17 protein-coding genes and 1 pseudogene are annotated in these 18,848 nt (G+C 51.0%); 10 read left to right on the top strand and 8 right to left on the bottom strand.

Translation table 11 applies throughout. The features are described 5' to 3' along the window. Window positions 1–83: 83 nt before the first annotated feature. Window positions 84–413, bottom strand: coding sequence for a hypothetical protein (locus tag MWU62_RS06795; protein WP_247114149.1), 330 nt, complete (start codon window positions 411–413; stop codon window positions 84–86). Window positions 414–656: 243 nt separating this feature from the next. Next, on the bottom strand, window positions 657–1,694 hold the full coding sequence (locus tag MWU62_RS06790) for an NADP(H)-dependent aldo-keto reductase (RefSeq protein WP_247114148.1): 1,038 nt from the start codon (window positions 1,692–1,694) through the stop codon (window positions 657–659). A 116-nt stretch (window positions 1,695–1,810) separates the two neighbouring features. Here MWU62_RS06790 and MWU62_RS06785 point away from each other — a divergent pair, with 116 nt between their 5' ends. Both MWU62_RS06785 and MWU62_RS06780 read left to right on the top strand, forming a co-directional pair. Next, window positions 1,811–3,031, top strand: coding sequence for a glycosyltransferase family 1 protein (locus MWU62_RS06785; protein WP_247114147.1), 1,221 nt, complete (start codon window positions 1,811–1,813; stop codon window positions 3,029–3,031). Next, on the top strand, window positions 2,997–3,569 hold the full coding sequence (locus MWU62_RS06780; RefSeq protein ID WP_247114146.1) for a phosphatase PAP2 family protein: 573 nt from the start codon (window positions 2,997–2,999) through the stop codon (window positions 3,567–3,569). Before MWU62_RS06785 ends, MWU62_RS06780 begins: the two co-directional genes overlap by 35 nt. Before the next feature lie 2 nt (window positions 3,570–3,571). On the opposite strand, the gene dinB is transcribed toward MWU62_RS06780, so the two are convergent. Beyond that, a complete protein-coding gene (gene dinB, locus MWU62_RS06775; protein ID WP_247114450.1) occupies window positions 3,572–4,636 on the bottom strand; it encodes a DNA polymerase IV in 1,065 nt (354 codons plus the stop codon). Between the two features lie 115 nt (window positions 4,637–4,751). Here dinB and MWU62_RS06770 point away from each other — a divergent pair, with 115 nt between their 5' ends. From MWU62_RS06770 to minE, 5 genes are all read left to right on the top strand, one after another. Then, window positions 4,752–5,030 carry a DUF1244 domain-containing protein gene (locus MWU62_RS06770; RefSeq protein ID WP_247114145.1) on the top strand — a complete coding sequence of 93 codons (279 nt, stop codon included), beginning with the start codon at window positions 4,752–4,754 and terminating at the stop codon, window positions 5,028–5,030. Beyond that, window positions 5,030–5,416, top strand: a complete 387-nt coding sequence (locus tag MWU62_RS06765) for a HopJ type III effector protein (protein WP_247114144.1) — start codon at window positions 5,030–5,032, stop codon at window positions 5,414–5,416. Before MWU62_RS06770 ends, MWU62_RS06765 begins: the two co-directional genes overlap by 1 nt. Next, window positions 5,413–6,162, top strand: coding sequence for a septum site-determining protein MinC (gene minC, locus MWU62_RS06760; RefSeq protein WP_247114143.1), 750 nt, complete (start codon window positions 5,413–5,415; stop codon window positions 6,160–6,162). Before MWU62_RS06765 ends, minC begins: the two co-directional genes overlap by 4 nt. An 80-nt stretch (window positions 6,163–6,242) precedes the next feature. After that, on the top strand, window positions 6,243–7,055 hold the full coding sequence (minD, locus tag MWU62_RS06755) for a septum site-determining protein MinD (RefSeq protein WP_247114142.1): 813 nt from the start codon (window positions 6,243–6,245) through the stop codon (window positions 7,053–7,055). Between the two features lie 3 nt (window positions 7,056–7,058). Next, a complete protein-coding gene (gene minE, locus MWU62_RS06750) occupies window positions 7,059–7,310 on the top strand; it encodes a cell division topological specificity factor MinE (protein WP_247114141.1) in 252 nt (83 codons plus the stop codon). A 45-nt stretch (window positions 7,311–7,355) separates the two neighbouring features. Here minE and MWU62_RS06745 read toward each other — a convergent pair whose 3' ends face one another. After that, window positions 7,356–8,363, bottom strand: coding sequence for a DUF2804 domain-containing protein (locus MWU62_RS06745; protein ID WP_247114140.1), 1,008 nt, complete (start codon window positions 8,361–8,363; stop codon window positions 7,356–7,358). 137 nt (window positions 8,364–8,500) lie between these two features. On the opposite strand from MWU62_RS06745, the gene MWU62_RS06740 reads away from it, so the two are divergent. The 3 genes from MWU62_RS06740 (at window position 8,501) to MWU62_RS06730 (ending at window position 11,222) form a co-directional block, all read left to right on the top strand. Further along, on the top strand, window positions 8,501–9,241 hold the full coding sequence (locus MWU62_RS06740; RefSeq protein WP_247114139.1) for an START domain-containing protein: 741 nt from the start codon (window positions 8,501–8,503) through the stop codon (window positions 9,239–9,241). A gap of 67 nt (window positions 9,242–9,308) precedes the next feature. Further along, on the top strand, window positions 9,309–9,800 hold the full coding sequence (locus MWU62_RS06735; RefSeq protein ID WP_200361819.1) for a CBS domain-containing protein: 492 nt from the start codon (window positions 9,309–9,311) through the stop codon (window positions 9,798–9,800). Between the two features lie 66 nt (window positions 9,801–9,866). Further along, complete coding sequence (locus MWU62_RS06730; RefSeq protein WP_247114449.1) at window positions 9,867–11,222, top strand: PhoH family protein; 1,356 nt, start codon at window positions 9,867–9,869, stop codon at window positions 11,220–11,222. Between the two features lie 59 nt (window positions 11,223–11,281). On the opposite strand, the gene MWU62_RS06725 is transcribed toward MWU62_RS06730, so the two are convergent. The 4 genes and pseudogenes from MWU62_RS06725 to MWU62_RS06710 all read right to left on the bottom strand — a co-directional run. Next, entirely contained in the window at window positions 11,282–12,676 is a 1,395-nt protein-coding gene (locus MWU62_RS06725; protein ID WP_247114138.1) for a methyl-accepting chemotaxis protein, read from the bottom strand. A 60-nt stretch (window positions 12,677–12,736) separates the two neighbouring features. After that, window positions 12,737–16,264 (bottom strand): bacteriohemerythrin, encoded by a 3,528-nt coding sequence (locus MWU62_RS06720; protein WP_247114137.1) that lies wholly within the window; start codon window positions 16,262–16,264, stop codon window positions 12,737–12,739. Between the two features lie 270 nt (window positions 16,265–16,534). Further along, a complete protein-coding gene (locus MWU62_RS06715; protein WP_247114136.1) occupies window positions 16,535–17,887 on the bottom strand; it encodes a sigma-54 dependent transcriptional regulator in 1,353 nt (450 codons plus the stop codon). Next, window positions 17,884–18,753 (bottom strand): annotated as a pseudogene (locus MWU62_RS06710) (ATP-binding protein); the annotation flags it as partial. The pseudogene MWU62_RS06710 and the gene MWU62_RS06715, both read right to left, overlap by 4 nt. Between the last annotated feature and the right edge of the window lie 95 nt (window positions 18,754–18,848).

The raw sequence follows: 18,848 nt of genomic DNA, 5'->3' as shown, positions 1-18,848 counted from the left end.
AGAGCGTACAGAAAGCAGTTAAGAGCAAAAAGAGGGGGAAAATGCTAAGAGAAGAAAGAGCCAGAGTGTTGCGGACTAGAGAATCAGAAATTCCACTTAAGATTGAGGCAAGCGCCCTCATTCAATAACGCTATGCCGTGATCAGCCTGAGCTGGCTGGGAGGCATAATGCTTGCCGGTGCTGCTTGAATGCACCAGAGAAAGACTCAACAAGCGGGAACCGATTTCGGCAACGGCAATAGTATCTGAATCGTCTTCGTCAATATCGCCGGAAACCCGCTGTTGAAGCTCGTAGACATCTTCAACGGTCATGGTTTCGTTTGTCGCCTTGAACGCGCGCTCAGACGCATCGGCGCGAACAACAAACGCGGCGACGTTGAGAACAAGCAATGCGACAAAAATGCGGATAATCATGATACTTAAGGCGACCTCTTAAACGGAATGGAAGTTTACTCATACCCTAGGCCAAAGTCTAACCCTTGAGCTGCAAAATAATGTGAAACGACGCGCAATGACACCGCTTTTTTGTCACGAGTTCACAGGCTTTTTGTCAAAATATGATCAACTAGGTTTCTAAACGTAACTTAATCTTCACCAAGCACGGCCAATTCCTTTTGGCCTCAAAATCTTAGCGTTTATTAATAAACACCCGTCTAATCACGGGCAAGGATAGGTGAACTCTTGGTGAATTGCCTCAATAGCTTCCAGAGTTTCTTGGCTGAGGCTCACGTTGCTTGAGTCTAGATTTTCGCGGAGCTGTTCCATATTGGTGGCGCCAATAATGTTACTGGTCAGAAAACTGCGGCTATTTACGTAGGCCAGCGCCATCTGGGCCGGAGCCAACCCTTTCTGCCAAGCGAGCTCCGCGTATGCGCGAGTGGCATCAGCTCCGCGCTCGTTGGTATAGCGGCTGAAGCGTTCATAAAGCGTGAGACGCGCCTTTTCTGGCCACTTTCCGCCCATATATTTACCCGACAACATACCGAACGCTAGCGGGGAATAAGCCAACAACCCCGTTTGCTCTCTATGGGCTATCTCAGCCATACCGGCTTCAAACGACCGATTTAAGAGGCTGTAAGGGTTCTGAATACTAGCAATGCGCGGCCAACCATTCTTTTCCGCCAAACGCAAATACTCCATAGCGCCCCAAGGTGTTTCATTGGAGATCCCTATGTGCCTGACTTTACCGGCTTGTACAAGCTCATTGAGCGCTTCCAGAGTCTCCTCGATCGGCGTGGACTTCTCTTTCGGGGCGTGATGGTAGCCAAGCTTACCGAAAAAGTTCGCGTTACGATCCGGCCAGTGCACTTGGTACAAATCAATGTAGTCAGTTTTCAAGCGCTTTAGACTGGCGTCACAGGCTTCGATGACGTGATCACGGGTGAGGCGCGGACCACTCCGCAAATAGCCGAATCCATCCCCCGGTCCAGTAACCTTAGATGCAATCACCAAATCGTCACGACGACCACGTTGTGCCAGCCAGTTGCCCAGAAACGTCTCAGTCAGCCCCTGAGTTTCAGCCCTCGGTGGCACGGGGTACATTTCTGCCGTGTCTATAAAGTTCACACCTTCAGACGTGGCGTAATCCAGCTGTTCAAAGGCTTCCTGCTCGGTATTCTGCTCGCCCCAGGTCATGGTGCCAAGGCATATCAGGCTCACATCAATGTCTGTACGGCCTAGTTTTCGGGTTTGCATAGCGCCTCCGCTTCAGGTTTTTGAATGCGTAAAGAGAATGTCATAAGAGTGTCGCACGCCTGTCACCGGCCGCTCCCATAGTAAAAGCATACCAATGAAAAGCCATGGGGAACGTCGTGACAGAAACTAGACTGGCTGGCCCGCGAAAACAACACATTACCATCGTTTCCGAGACGTTTCCGCCAGAAATCAACGGGGTTGCCAACACACTAAGACACCTTTGCCTTGGACTCGTTCAACACGGCCACGAAGTTACCATTGTACGGCCTAGACAACGCTACGAGAGAAAGGGTTTGATACCGAGTGCCGGCAATGCATTGTTTGCGAATGAGCATGTTGTAGCTAGCCTGCCCCTCCCCGGGTACGCCGACTTACGTGTTGGCATCGCCAGCAGCAGCCAGCTTCAACGACTGTGGCAAACAAACCGCCCCGATGCAGTCTACGTAGCCACCCAAGGGCCTTTGGGCATAGCAGCTGTTTCAGCAGCGCGAACAATGGGGCTACCTGTCGGCTCCGGCTTCCACACGAACTTTCACCAGTACAGCCGATATTACGGCTTTGGGGCCTTGGAAAAGCTAATGTGCGCTTATGGCCGTTGGTTCCACAACCGCACAGACATCACACTTGTTCCAACAACCAAGATGCAACACGTCACCTCAAACATGGGCATCACGCCAACTGGCCTTTGGAGTCGGGGTGTGGACTGCCAACGCTTCACCCCAGATAAGAGGGACGAATCTCTGCGCGCGAGCTGGGGGCTTGAGGGAAATGACCGGGCAGTGCTCTATGTCGGACGACTAGCAGCCGAGAAAAACATTCGAACAGCCGTCGCATGCTATGAACGAATACGCAAGCTATACCCACGAGCCAAGTTCGTGCTGGTGGGCAACGGCCCCATGCGCAAACAATTGTCTGAGAAGCACCCAGACTATATTTTTTGCGGCGCCCAGTCTGGCAATGAGTTGGCTCGCCACTATGCATCCGGCGACTTGTTTTTGTTTCCAAGTAAAACAGACACCTTCGGAAATGTTGTACTTGAAGCAATGGCCAGTGGCCTCGCCGTTGTGGCGTACAACGATGCAGCCGCCCATGAACACATTCGCCATGAAGAAAACGGCATCAAGGCCCCCCTAGATCAGGATGAGCGGTTTATTAACGGAGCCCTTCGATTGGCAAATCAGCCAAGCCTGCTCAAACGTATTCGCACCCAAGCGCGGATTGAAGCTCTCAAGCTGAACTGGGAGTCGCGGATCAAACAATTCGAAAAACTTGTGTTGAACCAAAACCCAAAGGCCCGACTCCATGCCCGAAACAAGCAAAGCATTTCGATTCTTTGAACTGGCAGATCGGCGTGAGTACGCATTCTGCCAGTCCATCAACCGAGTCGTTAAGTTCCGACCGGTCATGCGTTACTTCCAATGGGTAAGCCGGTTGGGAGACGGTTGGTTCTGGTACGCTTTGATTTTAGCTATCCCTTTCCTAGAGCCTGAGATGGGCGCTGGCCTAGCATTGTTAATGACCCTAACCGGGCTGACCTGCACCCTAACCTACAAACTTCTTAAACGCTGGCTAATCCGCGAAAGGCCTTTTATATCGTTCCCTTCCATTAACTGCGGAACGCCGCCTTTAGACCGCTACAGTTTTCCTTCAGGCCACACGCTCCACGCTGCCTGCTTTCAAACCATACTGTTCATGACAATGCCAAAACTGGCGCTGGCAACGGCTCCGTTTACTTTGAGCGTAGCTGCATCGCGTGTTGTACTGGGCTTGCACTACCCGTCAGACGTTGTAGCTGGCGCCTTTATTGGTGGTCTAATGGGGTACCTTTCAGCCGCTTACTTTTTCAGTACCTCTCTAGGCTTATTTTCGGGGTGAGCTTAATCGAAGAGCCTTAACTGGGTAACGGGTGCATCATCATTCCTAAACCGCACGCCCAAGCCTAACAAGCGAACCGGTCGCTCGCGATTGGTTACCAGTTCATTGAGAAGCGGTAAATAATCGTCAAGCTCAGGCTCCTTTATGTTGTCTCGTACTCGCTCCAGAGTGTGTGTTGAAAAGTCGCTGTAACGTATTTTTATAAACAGTTTATGAATGGGTTTATCTTTGGCCTTTCGGGCGAGCCGTAAATTCAGATCGGCCGCCAGCGACGCCAATACGGTTTCACAAGCGGCCAAATCTGGTAAGTCCTGAGAGAAAGTGCGCTCTACGCTCACAGATTTGGCAATTCGGGAAACCACCACCGACCGCTCGTCCCGGCCGTGCGCCATTTCATGAAGCCGATAACCTTGTTTACCAAAACGCTCGATCAATACATCCACGCCCAACGCCTGCAAATCTCCGCAGGTTTTAACGCCAAGCGCGTGAAGCTTGGCGGCCGTTACCTGCCCCACCCCAAACAGTTTTTCAACGTTGAGCTCGCGAACGAAATCCTCCACCTCATCAGGCTTCACCACAAACAGCCCGTTGGGTTTTTGCCAGTCGCTGGCAATCTTGGCGAGAAACTTATTGGGAGCAACCCCGGCGGAAATGGTGATCCCGACTTCTTTTTCTACCCGCTCTCGCAAATAGCGAGCCATCAGCGTGGCACTGCCCTTATGGTCGGTTACATCGGATACATCCAAAAACGCTTCATCCAGCGACAGTGGCTCAACCAGATCAGTGAGTTCCCGCAGTATGCTCATGACCTTCTGTGATGCCGCGCGATAACGGGGCATATCTGGCGGAACAGTAACTAGGCCGGGGCAGAGCCGGCGGGCCTCTCCGCCAGGCATGGCCGAGCGCACACCGAAAGCCCGGGCTTTATAGTTGCAGGTTGTTACCACCCCTCGGCCGCCCTCACCCCCTACCGCCAGCGGAACATCGCGCAATGTTGGATCATCTCGCATCTCAACTGCTGCATAAAAGCAGTCGCAATCCACATGGATGATCTTGCGTTGAGGCATAATTACTGGGCTCACGTCGGGTTTCTGTACATTCATACAGTCTTGTATCTTAAAGTAAGATGCTGAGAATGTCAGGAATCTCCAAAACAACCATCGGATAGCATAACGAGGCCCCATGTCGAACCCTATTCCAGACTCTGAGCGCACTGAAATTGAAGCAGCAGCTTTTCGCCGTTTGGTTAAGCACCTAGGAGACAACCCTAGCGTTCAGAACATTGATCTGATGAATTTGGCCGGATTTTGCCGCAACTGCCTTTCTAAATGGTATCGCGCAGAGGCCAGTGAACGCGGCTTCGAGATTTCCGACCCGGCTGCGCGGGAAGAAATTTACGGCATGCCATACGAGCAGTGGAAAGCCCAGCACCAAACGGGTCCAAAACAGGATCACAAGTAATGAAGGTAAACGAAGCGCTACGCATCCACTTGGCTTCGATCGATGGCCGCCATGCAGACTTTGATGACACTCTGGCCCTAATCGAGCGCTATTTCGACTACAAGCCCACAAGCTTTCAGAATGGCCCTTTAGTGAATGCCGAGGGAGAAAACGCAGGTTCATGCAAAGTATTTGCTCTCGGCCTTCATTGCTCTCTCAACGAGGCAGACACCCTGAAACTGTTCGCGCAACACTATCAGCAGGTGCTAAATGACCCAGCCGGCGAAAGCCATAGCAATATTCGTCAGTTTATGGGCTCTGGCTGGTCGGGTATACGTTTTGAAGATTCACCACTACGCCCACGCAGCCCATCAGAGCCAACCATCAAGGAAGAGACCCACTCATGAGTGACACCGCTACTACAAGGGAACAGCAGGTATTCCAACTAAAAAGCGCCAGTGTTTCCATGACCGCTCTAGAACTCTATTACTTTGATAACGACGAGTTTGAAGACACGCTGAGAAACAAAATCAGTCAGGCTCCCGGATTTTTTCGTGATATCCCCCTGATTATAAGTCTGGAAAAGTACGAAGGTCTGGACAGTGAGTTGGACTTTTTTAAGATTATCGGTGCCTGTCGGCGCAATAACATTCACGTTATTGGTGTTCGTGGCGGCAATGATGACCAACGCCGCCTTGCTCGTGGCGCTTCTCTCGCGCTTATGCCCGGGAACGGTCAACGGGATAGAAATCACGAAGCAGAAGCCGAAACTATACAAACACCGGCAGCGCCGGAACCTCAGGTAGTGAAAGAAGCACCCGCAACCAAGGTCATCAGCCATCCAGTGCGCTCAGGCCAGCAAATTCATGCGCCAGAGGGCGATCTGGTTATACTGGCACCGGTTCAGGCGGGCGCAGAAGTGCTCGCTGCTGGCAACATCCATGTTTACGGCCCACTGCGCGGCAGAGCCTTGGCGGGCATTCATGGCGCCGAATCTGCACGAATTTTCTGTCAATCCCTTGAGGCAGAGCTTGTGTCCATCGCCGGACACTATAAAATCTCCGAAGATCTTCAGAATAGCGGCTGGAAAAGCGCTGTGCAGATTCAGCTCAGGGATGACCTGTTAGTGGTGGCACCACTGGACAAGGCCTGACACTGGAATCGAACAGAATAATGTGACCGGGCCAAAAGCCGGCAGACACGACGAATCCATCGAGATACAGGAATTAAACCTTGGCTAGAATTATTGTCGTTACCTCAGGAAAAGGCGGTGTTGGTAAAACCACCACCAGCGCCTCCATCAGCACAGGCCTTGCCAAGCGCGGCCACAAAACCGTCGTGGTTGACTTCGACGTAGGCCTGCGCAACCTAGACCTGATCATGAACTGCGAGCGCCGTGTAGTGTATGACTTTGTTAACGTCATACAAGGCGATGCTACCTTGAACCAAGCACTGATCCGGGACAAGCGGGTAGATACGCTCTACATACTCCCAACGTCCCAAACCCGAGAAAAAGAAGCTCTGACTAAAGAGGGCGTTGAAAAAGTTATCAACGAACTCTCTGAAACCTTCGACTACATCATCTGCGATTCACCCGCTGGGATTGAGCACGGGGCCCAAATGGCTCTGCACTTTGCAGATGAGGCCATTGTGGTTACCAATCCTGAGGTTTCATCCGTTCGAGATTCGGACCGCATTCTTGGCATCCTGCAAAGCAAATCCCGCCGCGCAGAAATGGGTGAAGACCCAGTTAAAGAGCACCTGCTGCTAACACGGTATAATCCAGATCGCGTCGAGCGGGGCGAGATGCTTTCCGTTGCAGACGTTGAAGAGATACTGGCCATCCCTTTACTGGGTGTGATTCCCGAGAGTCAGGTGGTTCTCAATGCCTCAAATCAGGGGTTGCCGGTTATTCTTGAAACCGAAAGCGACGCAGGTCAGGCGTATGACGACGCCGTTGCTCGCCTGTTGGGTGAGGAGCGTGAACACCGCTTCATGACCAACCAGAAAAAAGGTTTCTTTTCACGGATGTTCAAGGGGGGCTAACGGATGAGTTTCCTCGATTATTTCAGAGGCAAGAAATCAAGCTCCGCCAGCACTGCAAAAGAGCGTTTGCAAATTATTGTTGCCCATGAGCGTGGGCAGCGAGACCAGCCCGATTATTTGCCGCAAATGCAGCAAGAAATACTGGCGGTCATTCGCAAATATGTGCAAATCAGTGATGATATGGTTCAGGTGGAAGTGGACCGAAATGGCAGTTGTTCTGTGCTCGAACTGAACGTAACCCTGCCCGAACGTTGAGCTTAATTAAGCGCCTGCACACTTCTTGGATGCAGGCGCTATGTATTACCACCGCGCGAAATGGTCCTCGACCAACCCCTTCATATTTTGAACGGCAACCTTATTACCACTCTCATCGATAATAGTTCCGTTAAACCTTCCCACGTATTGCCGAAAATTAGATGCCAATACCCCCGCGTTAAGCTTTTCTTTACGCGCAGCGGCAGGCTCAAAGTGTAGGTCAACGCGATTATCATCCGTTGTTACGTGCCAGTTGCCTCCAGACTGATAGCGATCGAAGCGAAACTGAGCTGCGCCAAGCTTATGGCATTTACCCTCCAACCAAAGTGCATTTTCTGTCATACCGGTTTCGTTTACGCCCGCAGCCAGATTGAGGCCCAGCGACCGTCCGTCTTGCAGCTGCCCTGCCAAACTGGCCCAATTCCAAGCTGTTTCGCGGCGCATAAAGCCGCAACTCCAATCAATGGCACCACGGGCGGTTTCGTCACATCGCCAAATACGATGATCCCAGCGAATTTCACCTTCAACCGGCACACCTGCCGACTTGCGTGTGAATACCCAGCCGTTGTAACCCGCTGGGCAAACTAGTCGCAAAGGATCGTTATCCTCTTTCAGTGTTAACTCCACGCGGATACCATTAGGCGCAGACACCGAGATGGATCTACCCCCGACGAAAGGCAAAATGCGCATAGAAACGTCTCCTTTTCTGAAAGACGCCGAGCCATGTTCAGGGTTAGGTTCTATTCGAGTTCCTATCGCTAGTGGGCTCATGAAGCTGTGCTCAAGCATTTGCCCGGATGCGAAATCATAGAGGTAGAAAAACCCGCTCCCCACCAGCTTCAGGTCGACCAGCGCCATGCCAAAGACCCAATCTGGCCCAGTGGCACTTACAAATTGGAACTGGTTAAACCGCCAGCGCCGAGCCAGCTTCGAGCGCGGTCGATCCATCACCGTACGCAAGTCGTAGTCCATGTAGTTTATTTCATCTACAGCTTGGCTCAGCACTCCAGGCGAGAATTGCCCTTTCGCATCAATCAGTTTTTTTATCGTCATGTTCTTCGTCAGATCGGGCCAATTTAACGAATTGCTACATCGGGTGGTTACCTGGTTCACAATCCCCTGTTTCGGCGGCTAAAGCACCCCACTGCGCATGTTAGACTCCGCCCACATTATTCTAGGAAGTGTAGCTTATGAGAAACACCCATGCCCAAAGCTTTAAAGGCTGGGCCTTAGTTGTCAGTGGTGCGCTTTGCGCCCTATTGGTTTCAGCCATGGCAACCACCACCGCACACGCAGCTTTACCAGAAGAAGACAGCGAGGCCTGGACCTTGCGCAAAGAAGCTGGCGATATCCGAATCTATACCATGGATCAAGGCAGCTCCAGTTTTCAGGCATTCAAGGCCGTGGCTCTTCTCGACGCCCCCATTGAAACCATAATGGCGGTGATGGTGGATCCAGCATCGTGCGTTGAGTGGGTACTCAATTGCAGCGAGTCCTACGGCATCGGTAAAGGCAACTTTCACGACCGCTATGCCTACTCGGTAAACGACATGCCTTGGCCGGTAACAGATCGAGACTATGTTCTGCACATCCGCACAGAGGGAAACGAAGCGTCTGGCGAGATTATTATGGAAATGAGCGCGACACCAGGCATGCGAGTAGAAAACAGCAGCCGCGTAAGAGTTGAACACTCAGAAACGTTTTACCGCTTTATTCCAGAAGGCAATAAAACCCGGATGATCTGGCTGCAACACACAGACCCTACGGGCGCTCTGCCGGGCTGGCTGGTCAACTCACTTCTGGTTGATATACCAGTGCAATCCATGGAGGAGCTGGAGCGGCTAGCAGGCCATGAACGCTATCAGGGTTTTGAACTGACCTATGACGAGAGCGGCAATCTGGTTGATGTAAGGCAAACCGGCAGCAACTGAGGGGTGACGAACAGGGTATGAAAGGCTAAGCTCTGGACAAAGGACTTTACAAGGCAGATACCACCTAATGACCGTACTCGCATACGAGATAATGACGCCCAGTATCAAGGCGGTGCCCCAATCCTGGACAATGGATCGTCTAGCGCGGTTTCTTACCGACAACGAAATTACCGGTAGCCCTGTTACGGATGAATCTGGCGAAATTGTTGGCATTGCCACCCTCAAGGACATCACAGAATTTCGCTGGAACGCCACCCGCTCTGATGCTGACAAAGAGCTTACAGCAGAGGAGCATCAGGAAGCACGACGCTTACGTATGGTGCTTTTTGAAGAGATGGGGAAAGTGCCGGTAGAAGTGCGCGATATTATGACGCCCATCGTATTATCGGTTGACGAGACAACACCGGTGCGCGACATTGCCAACATTATGATGAATGAACACCTGCACCGTATTTTTGTCACACGGGATTCAAAGATAACCGGTATTGTCACCACCTACGATATGCTAAAAATCGTCTCGGATGAGGAGCTTACAAAACGCTGCGCCCGTAACGACTGAACCATCACAGAGGTAGCGCCCCTTATGCCCAGAACACCGGAAAGTGCACCGCAAGCTCGAAGAACCATGTATGTCCTCGATACCAACGTCCTGATCCACGACCCGAACGCCCTCCTCAATTTTGAAGAACACGATGTCATAATCCCGATGACCGTCCTGGAAGAACTCGACGGCCTGAAAAGCGGGAAGCAGAGCGTGGCGGCGGATTGTCGTCAGGCTATCCGCACCATCGACAGACTTCTTGGTGATGCCAGCCCCAAAGATATCGAAAAAGGCGTTCCGATCGTGCGCGCAACAATGGCAGAGCCCTTAGGCACCCTGTCCATTTTGATGAGCACCGAACACACCGGCAACCACTCACTGCCGGAGCACCTGAACGACAACAAGATTATCAACACACTCGCAGCACTTCAGGGGCGGCACAAGTCACGGGACATCATACTGGTCAGTAAAGACATCAACATGCGCCTGAAAGCCCGAGGCTTCGGTGTAGAAGCTCAGGACTACCAAAACGACCAGTTGGTTGATGACATCGACCTACTGCCAAAAGGCTACATTGAGTTCCCCAATTCGTTTTGGGACACCATCGCCAAAGTGGAAACTGTGCAAAGGCAAGGCGCAACCGAGCATATTCTCAAACGCGAGGGCGAGCTGGCAAAACTCAACATCAACGAATTTGTGCTTGATGAACAGGGATTTATCGGCAGAGCCGTTGAGATTACAGACACCCAAGTGGTTATCCGTGATCTGCACCAGCACGACCTGATGAACGAAGAAGTCTGGGGCCTAGTACCTCGGGATATCTATCAAGCCATGGCACTGAACCTGCTGCTGGACCCCGATATCCATTTGGTTAACCTCACGGGCTCCGCAGGTTCCGGTAAAACCATTCTGGCGCTGGCAGCCTGCATTGAGATGACCGTGGCCAGCAAGCTCTACAAGCGGATTATTGCTACACGTTCAACACAGGGGCTGGATGAAGACATCGGCTTTTTGCCCGGCACAGAGGCGGAAAAAATGGAGCCCTGGTTGGGTGCCATCGTGGACAATCTGGAAGCCCTACACGAAGACGATGAGAATATGACCGCTAGCGTGGACTATATTCTCAGCAAGGTGCCTTTGCACTTCAAATCCATGAACTACATTCGTGGTCGCAGCTTCCAACACAGCCTGATCATTATTGATGAGTCCCAGAACCTGACTCCGCACCAGATCAAAACGATCATCACCCGCGCAGGTAACGGCTCCAAGGTGATCTGCCTAGGCAACTTGGCACAGATCGACACGCCGTATCTTAGTGCATTGAGTTCTGGCCTCACCTATATGACCGAACGCTTCAAGACCTTCAGCCATGGTGGACATATTCACCTGCAAGGTGTACCACGCTCACTACTCGCGGAGTTTGCAGAAGCCAACCTCTGATGAGGTTGGCGGTTGCTAAGGTTTTTCAGCTTTCGCGATAAGCTACCGGAGTAATCCCTTTACTGATGACGGACAGCACTGCTGGCAGTGGTTTCTGTTATCAGTGCATCTAGTAGTTCAATCACCTCTAATGATGACGACTTTAACTTACTCATCAGCTCTTGGGATTGAGCATTATAGTTGTCTGGATCAATACGGCTGCTGTTGAAGTCTTGTGCCAACTTGAAAAGCTCTCTCCCTACAGCATGTACTTTGGGGTGAGCTTCCTTGATCAGGCGCTCTGCACTACTTAGTTTCAAAACTCCTTTGGCTTTTTCACTGATCAGGAACTGACCAAGACGGCATTCGTTATGATCTTTGATTTCATCCTCTGTGATCGTTTTTTCACCGAAAATTGCGAAACGAATGATCCTGTCAACCCAAACAACGTGATCACGTTTTGCACTGGCAAGCGCCAGACACGGTGTAACTACGCGCACGTTCGAAAAGATATCCCTAGCATCGGTTCGTAGCGGTGCCAAGGCTTCCATCAGCCCACGAAAAATTCGGGCCATAGCATCGGAATCTTCAGAGTTGGAGCTAACTTGTTCCGCCATGTCATGGGAGACCTGACTCTGTTCTTCAGCGGCTGAAGCAATAGCTGTCGCCTGATCAAAGTTCTGATTCGCAGATTCCCGTGAATGCTGTATAGCATTATAAACTCGCTCCCGGCTCTCCCCAGATTTTTTCACGGCATCAACGGACCGGCTCAACCGTTGCTGGACTCCTCCAGAGCTAGCTGTAATGTTAGTAACGATGTCGTTAATTTCTTCGGCCGCCTCAGCACTGCGTGCGGCAAGCTTACGCACTTCATCTGCAACCACGGCAAACCCACGCCCGGCTTCACCGGCACGTGCGGCTTCAATGGCAGCGTTAAGCGCAAGCAGGTTTGTTTGATCTGATATTTCGTTGACGGTATTCGTTAGGAATTCAATGCTTTTAGTCTTCTCCGCGAGGGCTGCCATCTCTTCATACGCCTGAGTTAGAGAGACATCGACTTCTGCCAAACGAGCTTCCATTTCATCTAATGCCGAACTTGATTCCTTAGTATACCCATGAACACTAGACGCTTGATGTAAGACATCTTGACCAAGGCTACCTACCTCTGAGGCACTGGCTGACATTTCTTCGATAGCGGCTGCAAGGGTTTGGATTTTGTTAACCAGATTATTAATCCGGGCGTCAAACTCCAACGCATTTAATCCCAGCTCGGAAGTGTGCAAAGAAACACTTACCACACCATTAGCGATACCCAGTTCTTTTTGGCTCGAATCTTTTAAGTAGGCCACCAAAGGTGATAACCACTCAGGCGCACTCTGCCAATTCTTGCCATCCAGAACGTCCTCGAGCATGTGTCTGGCATTCTTTTTCGTTAAAAGCATAGCGTTAAATTTACCTTTATTTCGATTAGCCATTTAATGTCTAAGATGCGGAACTTTAGCAGCTAAAATTCGATGTTCTTTTGTGTCATAAATCTAGCTCTGTAATCGTCTCAGAGCCAATAAAACCCGATCCCTGCATTCACGTATTTCAGACAGCTTCTCGTTAACCACATGCTCACCGCCATGGGCATGCGCGGCCACAGCCTCATCTCCTGCCTGATGCAAGCGTTCGTGATCAATCACTAATTCGATAAAAGCCGGGTTATTTTTGAAACGACGGCGCCCATCTTGTTCAATCCAACTACCGACCTTGCAGTGGGTGGCCTGCAAAGTTGGTAAAACATCAACTTTACCTTGTAGCCACTGCTCTAACCGGTTCACCCAATATCGGTGCTCCACCTCAGCGTGGAGAAGCAGTATGTTCTGGAACGCGACTGGCTTCTGCTCATGCCAGTCACTGGGGATCTGCCAGTTGAGAACCCAGCCCGGCAGATCTTCAGCTTTCATTGGCCGGGCGATACCGTAGCCTTGGCCCAACTCACATCCAAGGCGTAGCAATAGATCACCATGCTCTTCTGTTTCTACACCTTCAGCAAGAACCTGCAAACCGAAAGCCTGCGACATACCCACTATGCCGGAGATGATAGACAAATCACCTGGATCATTGAGCATGTTGCGAACAAAGCTTTGATCAATTTTTAATATGTTGGCAGGTAAGTGTTTGAGATAAGAAAGCGAAGAAAAACCTGTGCCGAAATCGTCTAAAGCAAACTGTACGCCCAGTTTCCGGCACTCCCTCATAACCCTGCTGACTTTCTCCAAATCGTGCAACGCGCTGCTTTCCAGTATTTCGATTTTAAGCGCTCGCGCCGGCACCAGAGGGTGAACTGCCAACTCTGCTTTCAGTTTACTCGTAAAGCTGTCGTCCAGAATTTGTAAGCTGGTCACGTTCACGCTTACTTCCAGATGTAACCCATGTTCCTGCCATACCCCTATCTGGCTCAATGCTGCATTGATAACCCAGTCCCCAATTTCCACTTCTAACGGGTGATCCTGAATCACGGGTAGAAAAACTCCCGGTGGCACAATTTCACCCGACGGTTTCTGCCAGCGTATAAGTGCCTCCACCCCGAGGACGGTTCCCTCGGCCATACTGACCTGTGGTTGGTAGTAAAGTACGAACTCTCCATCCAACAGCGCTTGTTTGATCTCCTCCAGTTTGCAAGTCAATGCTCGCGTGTTGTGTTCCAGCTGGATGTCATATTGCTCCAAGCGATTTTTGCCCTGCATTTTGGCTTGATAAAGTGCCTGCTGAACCTGCCGGAATAGTTGTTCTTCTGCCGGATTCCCAGGTTGCGGATAAGACGTGACACCGATGCTGACGGTTATATTCACCTCTACACCTGAGACGACCAGTGGTTCGTTGATTGCGGCCAGCAACCTGCGCAGTTGTGGAAACGCATCGTCATCTGGAACCATTCTCGGAAACAACACCACAAATTCATCGCCACCAATACGGCTAACAACTGCGGATTCGCCGCAAACCAGTTGCATGCGACGACTCAACGCCACCAGTATTTCATCCCCCAGCGCTGGGCCGTAACGGTCGTTTGCTTCACGAAAGTTGTCCAGATCCAGCAAAGCCATAACCAAATGCTTACCATGCTGTTTACAGTGCTCAACTTCCTGCTGAAGTTTCTTATCAAGTGCTCTTCGGTTTGGTAAACCGGTCAGTTCATCTTCATAGGCAAGGCGACGCAATTGTTCCCTGTGCTCTACTCGCTCACTTACATCTTGAACCGTACCTTCTACTCTGGCTGGCTTGCCATCGGGCCCAGCTTCAAATTGACCACGAACTTCCAGATATTTGTTCCGATCGCCCGAAAGGCACACCCGATGCTCTGTTTGCAGATGACTTATTTCGTTTTTGGCTTTCTGGAAAGCCTCGTAGGCTTCCTTACGGTCTTCTGGATGCACCATATCCAGATATGTTGGCGCTGAAAATGTTAGATCCCGTTCGATAATCCGGGAGGTTTCCTCAGACCAGAATACCTCGCCCGAATTCAGGTCATAGCCCCAGTGGCCCACATGAGCTTGCTGCTCCGCCCGCTCGAGACGACGCCTTGCTTGCTCGCGGTGCTTTTGTAACTGCCTGTATTCCAGAGCAATACTCAAAAGATCACTCATCAACCCCAAAAACTCTAAAACATCCGCACCCCAATTCTGTGCCGCTTGAACCGCATCGTTTCCCAAAAACCCTGTAAGCTCATCTTTCATATACAGCGGGTACACACAGACAGACTTAATACCCTGAGACTCCAGAATGACATATTCGGCATGCGCTTCAGGGGGCATACCACTCACCTCGGGAACCAGCACATAGCCGGTAGAACTCAATTGTTGCCACCACCAAGGAACCAGATTCGAAGGAATGTTCTTCAAATTATCTATTTCTGGAGAAATGCCGGCCGCACACCATTCATGGGTATTGCTCATGTACTCGCGATTGTCATCAACAAGAAAAATGTAGGTGCGGTCTGCCCCCATGTATTCACCGCCTCGCTGCAAGGCTCGTTCTATAACCGTATCGAATTCTTCCGGCGCAGACGTCATAAAGTCTGATGCAAAATCACTAATCAATAAGCGGGTATCCCTTTCCCGCAGTAGAACCAACTCTTGCGTTTTGCGCTCAGTGATATCTGTTTGGGTGCCAATTATACGTAACGGGCGACCATCGGAATCATGAGCAATCACTTTGCCCCGTGACTGCACCCAACACTCTTTGCCGTTGCTTTCCAAAACACGATAGTGATGGCTGAACACCTCAGTGTTGCCCAGCAAATGAGCGATAAGATCTTCTCTCACACCCGGCCAGTCTTCGGGATGAATCCGCTGGCCGGCTTTGGTTAAAAATTTCGCAGTGTCTTCACGGTCGGTTACATCCGAAACTTGCAGGTTGCAGTCCCAAAGAGAGTCATTAGTTGCCCCCAATACTGACTTCCAGTAGCTCTCCTGTTCCCGCAACTGTCTCTCGGCCATATCACGAGCATGCACCTCTCTCTGCAACGCAAGTGTGTAGCCCGATAGCTGCTTGTACATCGCGAGTACACTATGAATCAAGCTCGATGCCTGACCACTCAGTGCCTTTTTCGATATCGCTTTGGCGTCGGCCAGTGTCTGTCCCTTGCGGAGCTCTTTGAGTGCAAAGGCCATGCTTCTATCGTCGTGTAAAATATGATGCGCAAGCCAACTAATCAAAAACGAAAGTAAATCATCAATACCAGACAAAGTTGCGCTGTGTTCAACCTGTGCCTGCATTTCGCGAACTTTCCCAACAAAGCCATCATGGGAGTTGCGGTGCTGAACAAGCCATTCATCACCTTCGAACGCTTCCTCCCAAAGGCACTCCTCTGTTTCGAAGTGATACTTAGCGTAATCGACCAGACCACTAACAATGTCTTTGAATTGTTCAGCTTCGAAGCCATAGACATATTGGTGTGCAAGATTGTTCAACAGGTTAACCAGCTGGCGATGCTGCTCGTCAATAATTTCTACACCCGTCTCAAAGCTCTGGCTCCAAGGGACAATATCGAATGCGTCGCGAGACTTGTTTCTGGTCATGTTAGCCCATTCAACTTGTGGGTATATATGCTACATATTATGAAGAGTATACGTTCTGCCCACAAAAAAGGGGCGCCTTAAGTGCATCTATTTTTAGAAACTATCGGTAATAACCTATCAGATCTTAGGACACCAAACACTCCACTCCAAAAACTTCTAATCCGCCTTTGGCAGCTGCTGCCATGCTTAACAAACAAAACTATGCCTTGGCCTGAATTAAAGCGCCGGATACCGGTAAGCCAAAACCGGAGCTGTGCACGAGGATAAGGCTTAGTCCTTAAACTGAGCCTTATCCAAGCCATGTTTTTTCATCTTATCGTAGAGCGTTTTTCGAGCAACACCCAGTTGCACCATGGTGTCTTTGATACTGCCGTGACACGCATTGAGGGCGCTGGTCAGCACGGAGTGTTCAAAGCTATCCATCATTTCTGCAAGCGTTCTCCGCCCACTCACATCTGCTTTTGCCACCGGCTCACTGTCATCCAAAGCCAACGGCCCCAACAACACATAACGCTCTGCCAAATTACGCAATTCACGAACATTTCCCGGCCAGCTATGGTGCATCAAGCGCGCAGCCTGACTGGCATCTAGCGGAATGCTCTCCCGGTCATACCGGGCTGCGGCGATCAGCACAAAGTGGTGAAATAACATGGGAATATCTTCTTTACGCTCCCGTAGGGGAGGAATATCCACTTTCACCACATTCAGCCGGTAATACAGATCCGCACGAAAGCTCCCCTCATCACTGAGTGCCTTCAAATCGGCTTTGGTAGCCGCAATAATGCGAACATCCACATCCTGCACTTGGTTGCTGCCCAAGCGCTCTACCTTTTGTTCTTCTAGCACACGCAACAGTTTGATCTGCAGCGGCATGGGCATGCTTTCCACTTCATCCAAAAATAAAGTGCCCAAGTGTGCATGTTCAATCTTACCTATACGGCGTTTATCCGCACCGGTAAAGGCCCCTGCTTCGTGGCCAAACAGCTCACTCTCGATAAGGTTTTCGGGCACCGCGCCGCAGTTAATCGCCACGAAATTGTGCGCGCCCCTTGGGCTGTTCTCATGAATATAACGGGCCAGCGCATCCTTACCGGAGCCAGTCTCACCAAACAACAAAGTGTTGGCAGAAATATCCAGAATGGGCGTGATGGTATCCATCACCTTTTGCATGCTGGGCGTGTCGCCGAGAATTCTCGGGCCGGGGCGGGCCAGGTGGCGCAACTGCGCCTTGAGCCTGCGGTTTTCCAACGCCAAATGGCGCTTTTCCAGAGCATGACGCAGGAGTTCAATCAAGGCATCGTGATCAAACGGCTTCTCAATAAAATCATAAGCGCCCTGCTGCATGGCAGACACTGCCGTACTGATGTCGCCTTGGCCGGTAAGAATGATAACGGGGATGGTCTTGTCCACTGCTTGAATCGCGTTCAGCATCTCAAGCCCATCCATGCCCGGCATGTTGTAATCGCACAGCACAACGCCGTTGTATTCCGGCGTAATAACCTCAAGGCCCGATTCGGCACTCTCAAAGCAACTCACAGGTAAGTCTTCCAAAGTGAGTGTTTGGGTCATGGCTTTACGGATGTGTGGGTCATCATCTACAAAAATAATCGAGGGTTCCGTCATTCCGTGGCCTCCCGTTTTTTCAGGGTAAATTCAAATTCTGCACCTGGCGCATCGCTGCGATTGCGCCCAGTAAGCCGGCCACCCAAGGCATCCGCAATCTGCCTTGAAATAGACAACCCCAGCCCCAGCCCCTGCTTCACTGACTTGGTCGTAAAGAAGGGTTCGAAAATCTGCTCTGTATTTGCTGGTAGGCCTGGACCGTTATCCCGAACAAAACAACGCCAGCTCTCTCCCTGTTCTTCAACATCTACAGTAATGACCGGCTGCTTTTGGTTCTCAACGGCCTGCACCGCATTGGCCAGTAGGTTAACCATAACCTGTTCAATTCGAATCAAATCGCCATGGCATAGCACCGGCTGTTCAGGGCGGTTCCAACGAATATCAATGTCTGCACTGCTCTTCTGCGCCGCGATAATTTTCAGAGACGCATCCACAGACAGGCGAAAATCCACAATGGTTGGCGGCCCTTCCGATTTGCGAGCAAACACTCTGAATTGGCGGGTAAGCTCTGCCATTTTGTCGCACAGAAGCACGATTTCACCGAGGTTCTCATCCACCATATCGGCGGCGCCTTTCTCTAAAAACCGCCGACTGTTTCTGGCGTAAGTTTGGATTGCAGTAAGCGGCTGGCTCATTTCGTGATTAAGACCCGCCGACATTTGCCCCAACACCGCCAGTTTGGCTGCTTGAATCAACTCCTGTTGAGTTTCTCGCAACTCACTCTGGGCGCGCTCGCGTTCGCGAATTTCATCCAGCAGTTTGCGGTTGGAATGTTCCAGATCGGCCGTTCGTTCAGCAACACGGAGTTCAAGTTGCTCCCCTCTTAGGGCCAGCTCTGCTTCACGACGATAACGTTCACGCAGGTACCCCCCTCTGTCAGCCTAGTTGTCCAGTTGGCGATTTCGCCTGAATTTAACCAATCAGGGGCGGCATGGGAGCATTCATGCCACGTTATTCCGAA

It is taken from the genome of Marinobacter sp. S6332 (assembly GCF_023016045.1).
GTDB lineage: Bacteria > Pseudomonadota > Gammaproteobacteria > Pseudomonadales > Oleiphilaceae > Marinobacter.
This window is presented reverse-complemented; position numbering and strand designations above follow the sequence as displayed.

Bases quoted from the DNA above. Each gene is read 5' to 3' on its own strand.
- MWU62_RS06770 (WP_247114145.1), top strand. From the start codon at position 4,752: ATGTCGAACCCTATTCCAGACTCTGAGCGCACTGAAATTGAAGCAGCA.
- MWU62_RS06720 (WP_247114137.1), bottom strand. From the start codon at position 16,264: ATGACCAGAAACAAGTCTCGCGACGCATTCGATATTGTCCCTTGGAGC.
- MWU62_RS06780 (WP_247114146.1), top strand. From the start codon at position 2,997: ATGCCCGAAACAAGCAAAGCATTTCGATTCTTTGAACTGGCAGATCGG.
- MWU62_RS06735 (WP_200361819.1), top strand. From the start codon at position 9,309: ATGACCGTACTCGCATACGAGATAATGACGCCCAGTATCAAGGCGGTG.
- minC (WP_247114143.1), top strand. From the start codon at position 5,413: ATGAGTGACACCGCTACTACAAGGGAACAGCAGGTATTCCAACTAAAA.
- MWU62_RS06795 (WP_247114149.1), bottom strand. From the start codon at position 413: ATGATTATCCGCATTTTTGTCGCATTGCTTGTTCTCAACGTCGCCGCG.
- MWU62_RS06745 (WP_247114140.1), bottom strand. From the start codon at position 8,363: ATGACGATAAAAAAACTGATTGATGCGAAAGGGCAATTCTCGCCTGGA.
- MWU62_RS06765 (WP_247114144.1), top strand. From the start codon at position 5,030: ATGAAGGTAAACGAAGCGCTACGCATCCACTTGGCTTCGATCGATGGC.
- MWU62_RS06715 (WP_247114136.1), bottom strand. From the start codon at position 17,887: ATGACGGAACCCTCGATTATTTTTGTAGATGATGACCCACACATCCGT.
- MWU62_RS06730 (WP_247114449.1), top strand. From the start codon at position 9,867: ATGTATGTCCTCGATACCAACGTCCTGATCCACGACCCGAACGCCCTC.
- MWU62_RS06740 (WP_247114139.1), top strand. From the start codon at position 8,501: ATGAGAAACACCCATGCCCAAAGCTTTAAAGGCTGGGCCTTAGTTGTC.
- minE (WP_247114141.1), top strand. From the start codon at position 7,059: ATGAGTTTCCTCGATTATTTCAGAGGCAAGAAATCAAGCTCCGCCAGC.
- MWU62_RS06790 (WP_247114148.1), bottom strand. From the start codon at position 1,694: ATGCAAACCCGAAAACTAGGCCGTACAGACATTGATGTGAGCCTGATA.
- MWU62_RS06725 (WP_247114138.1), bottom strand. From the start codon at position 12,676: ATGGCTAATCGAAATAAAGGTAAATTTAACGCTATGCTTTTAACGAAA.
- dinB (WP_247114450.1), bottom strand. From the start codon at position 4,636: ATGCCTCAACGCAAGATCATCCATGTGGATTGCGACTGCTTTTATGCA.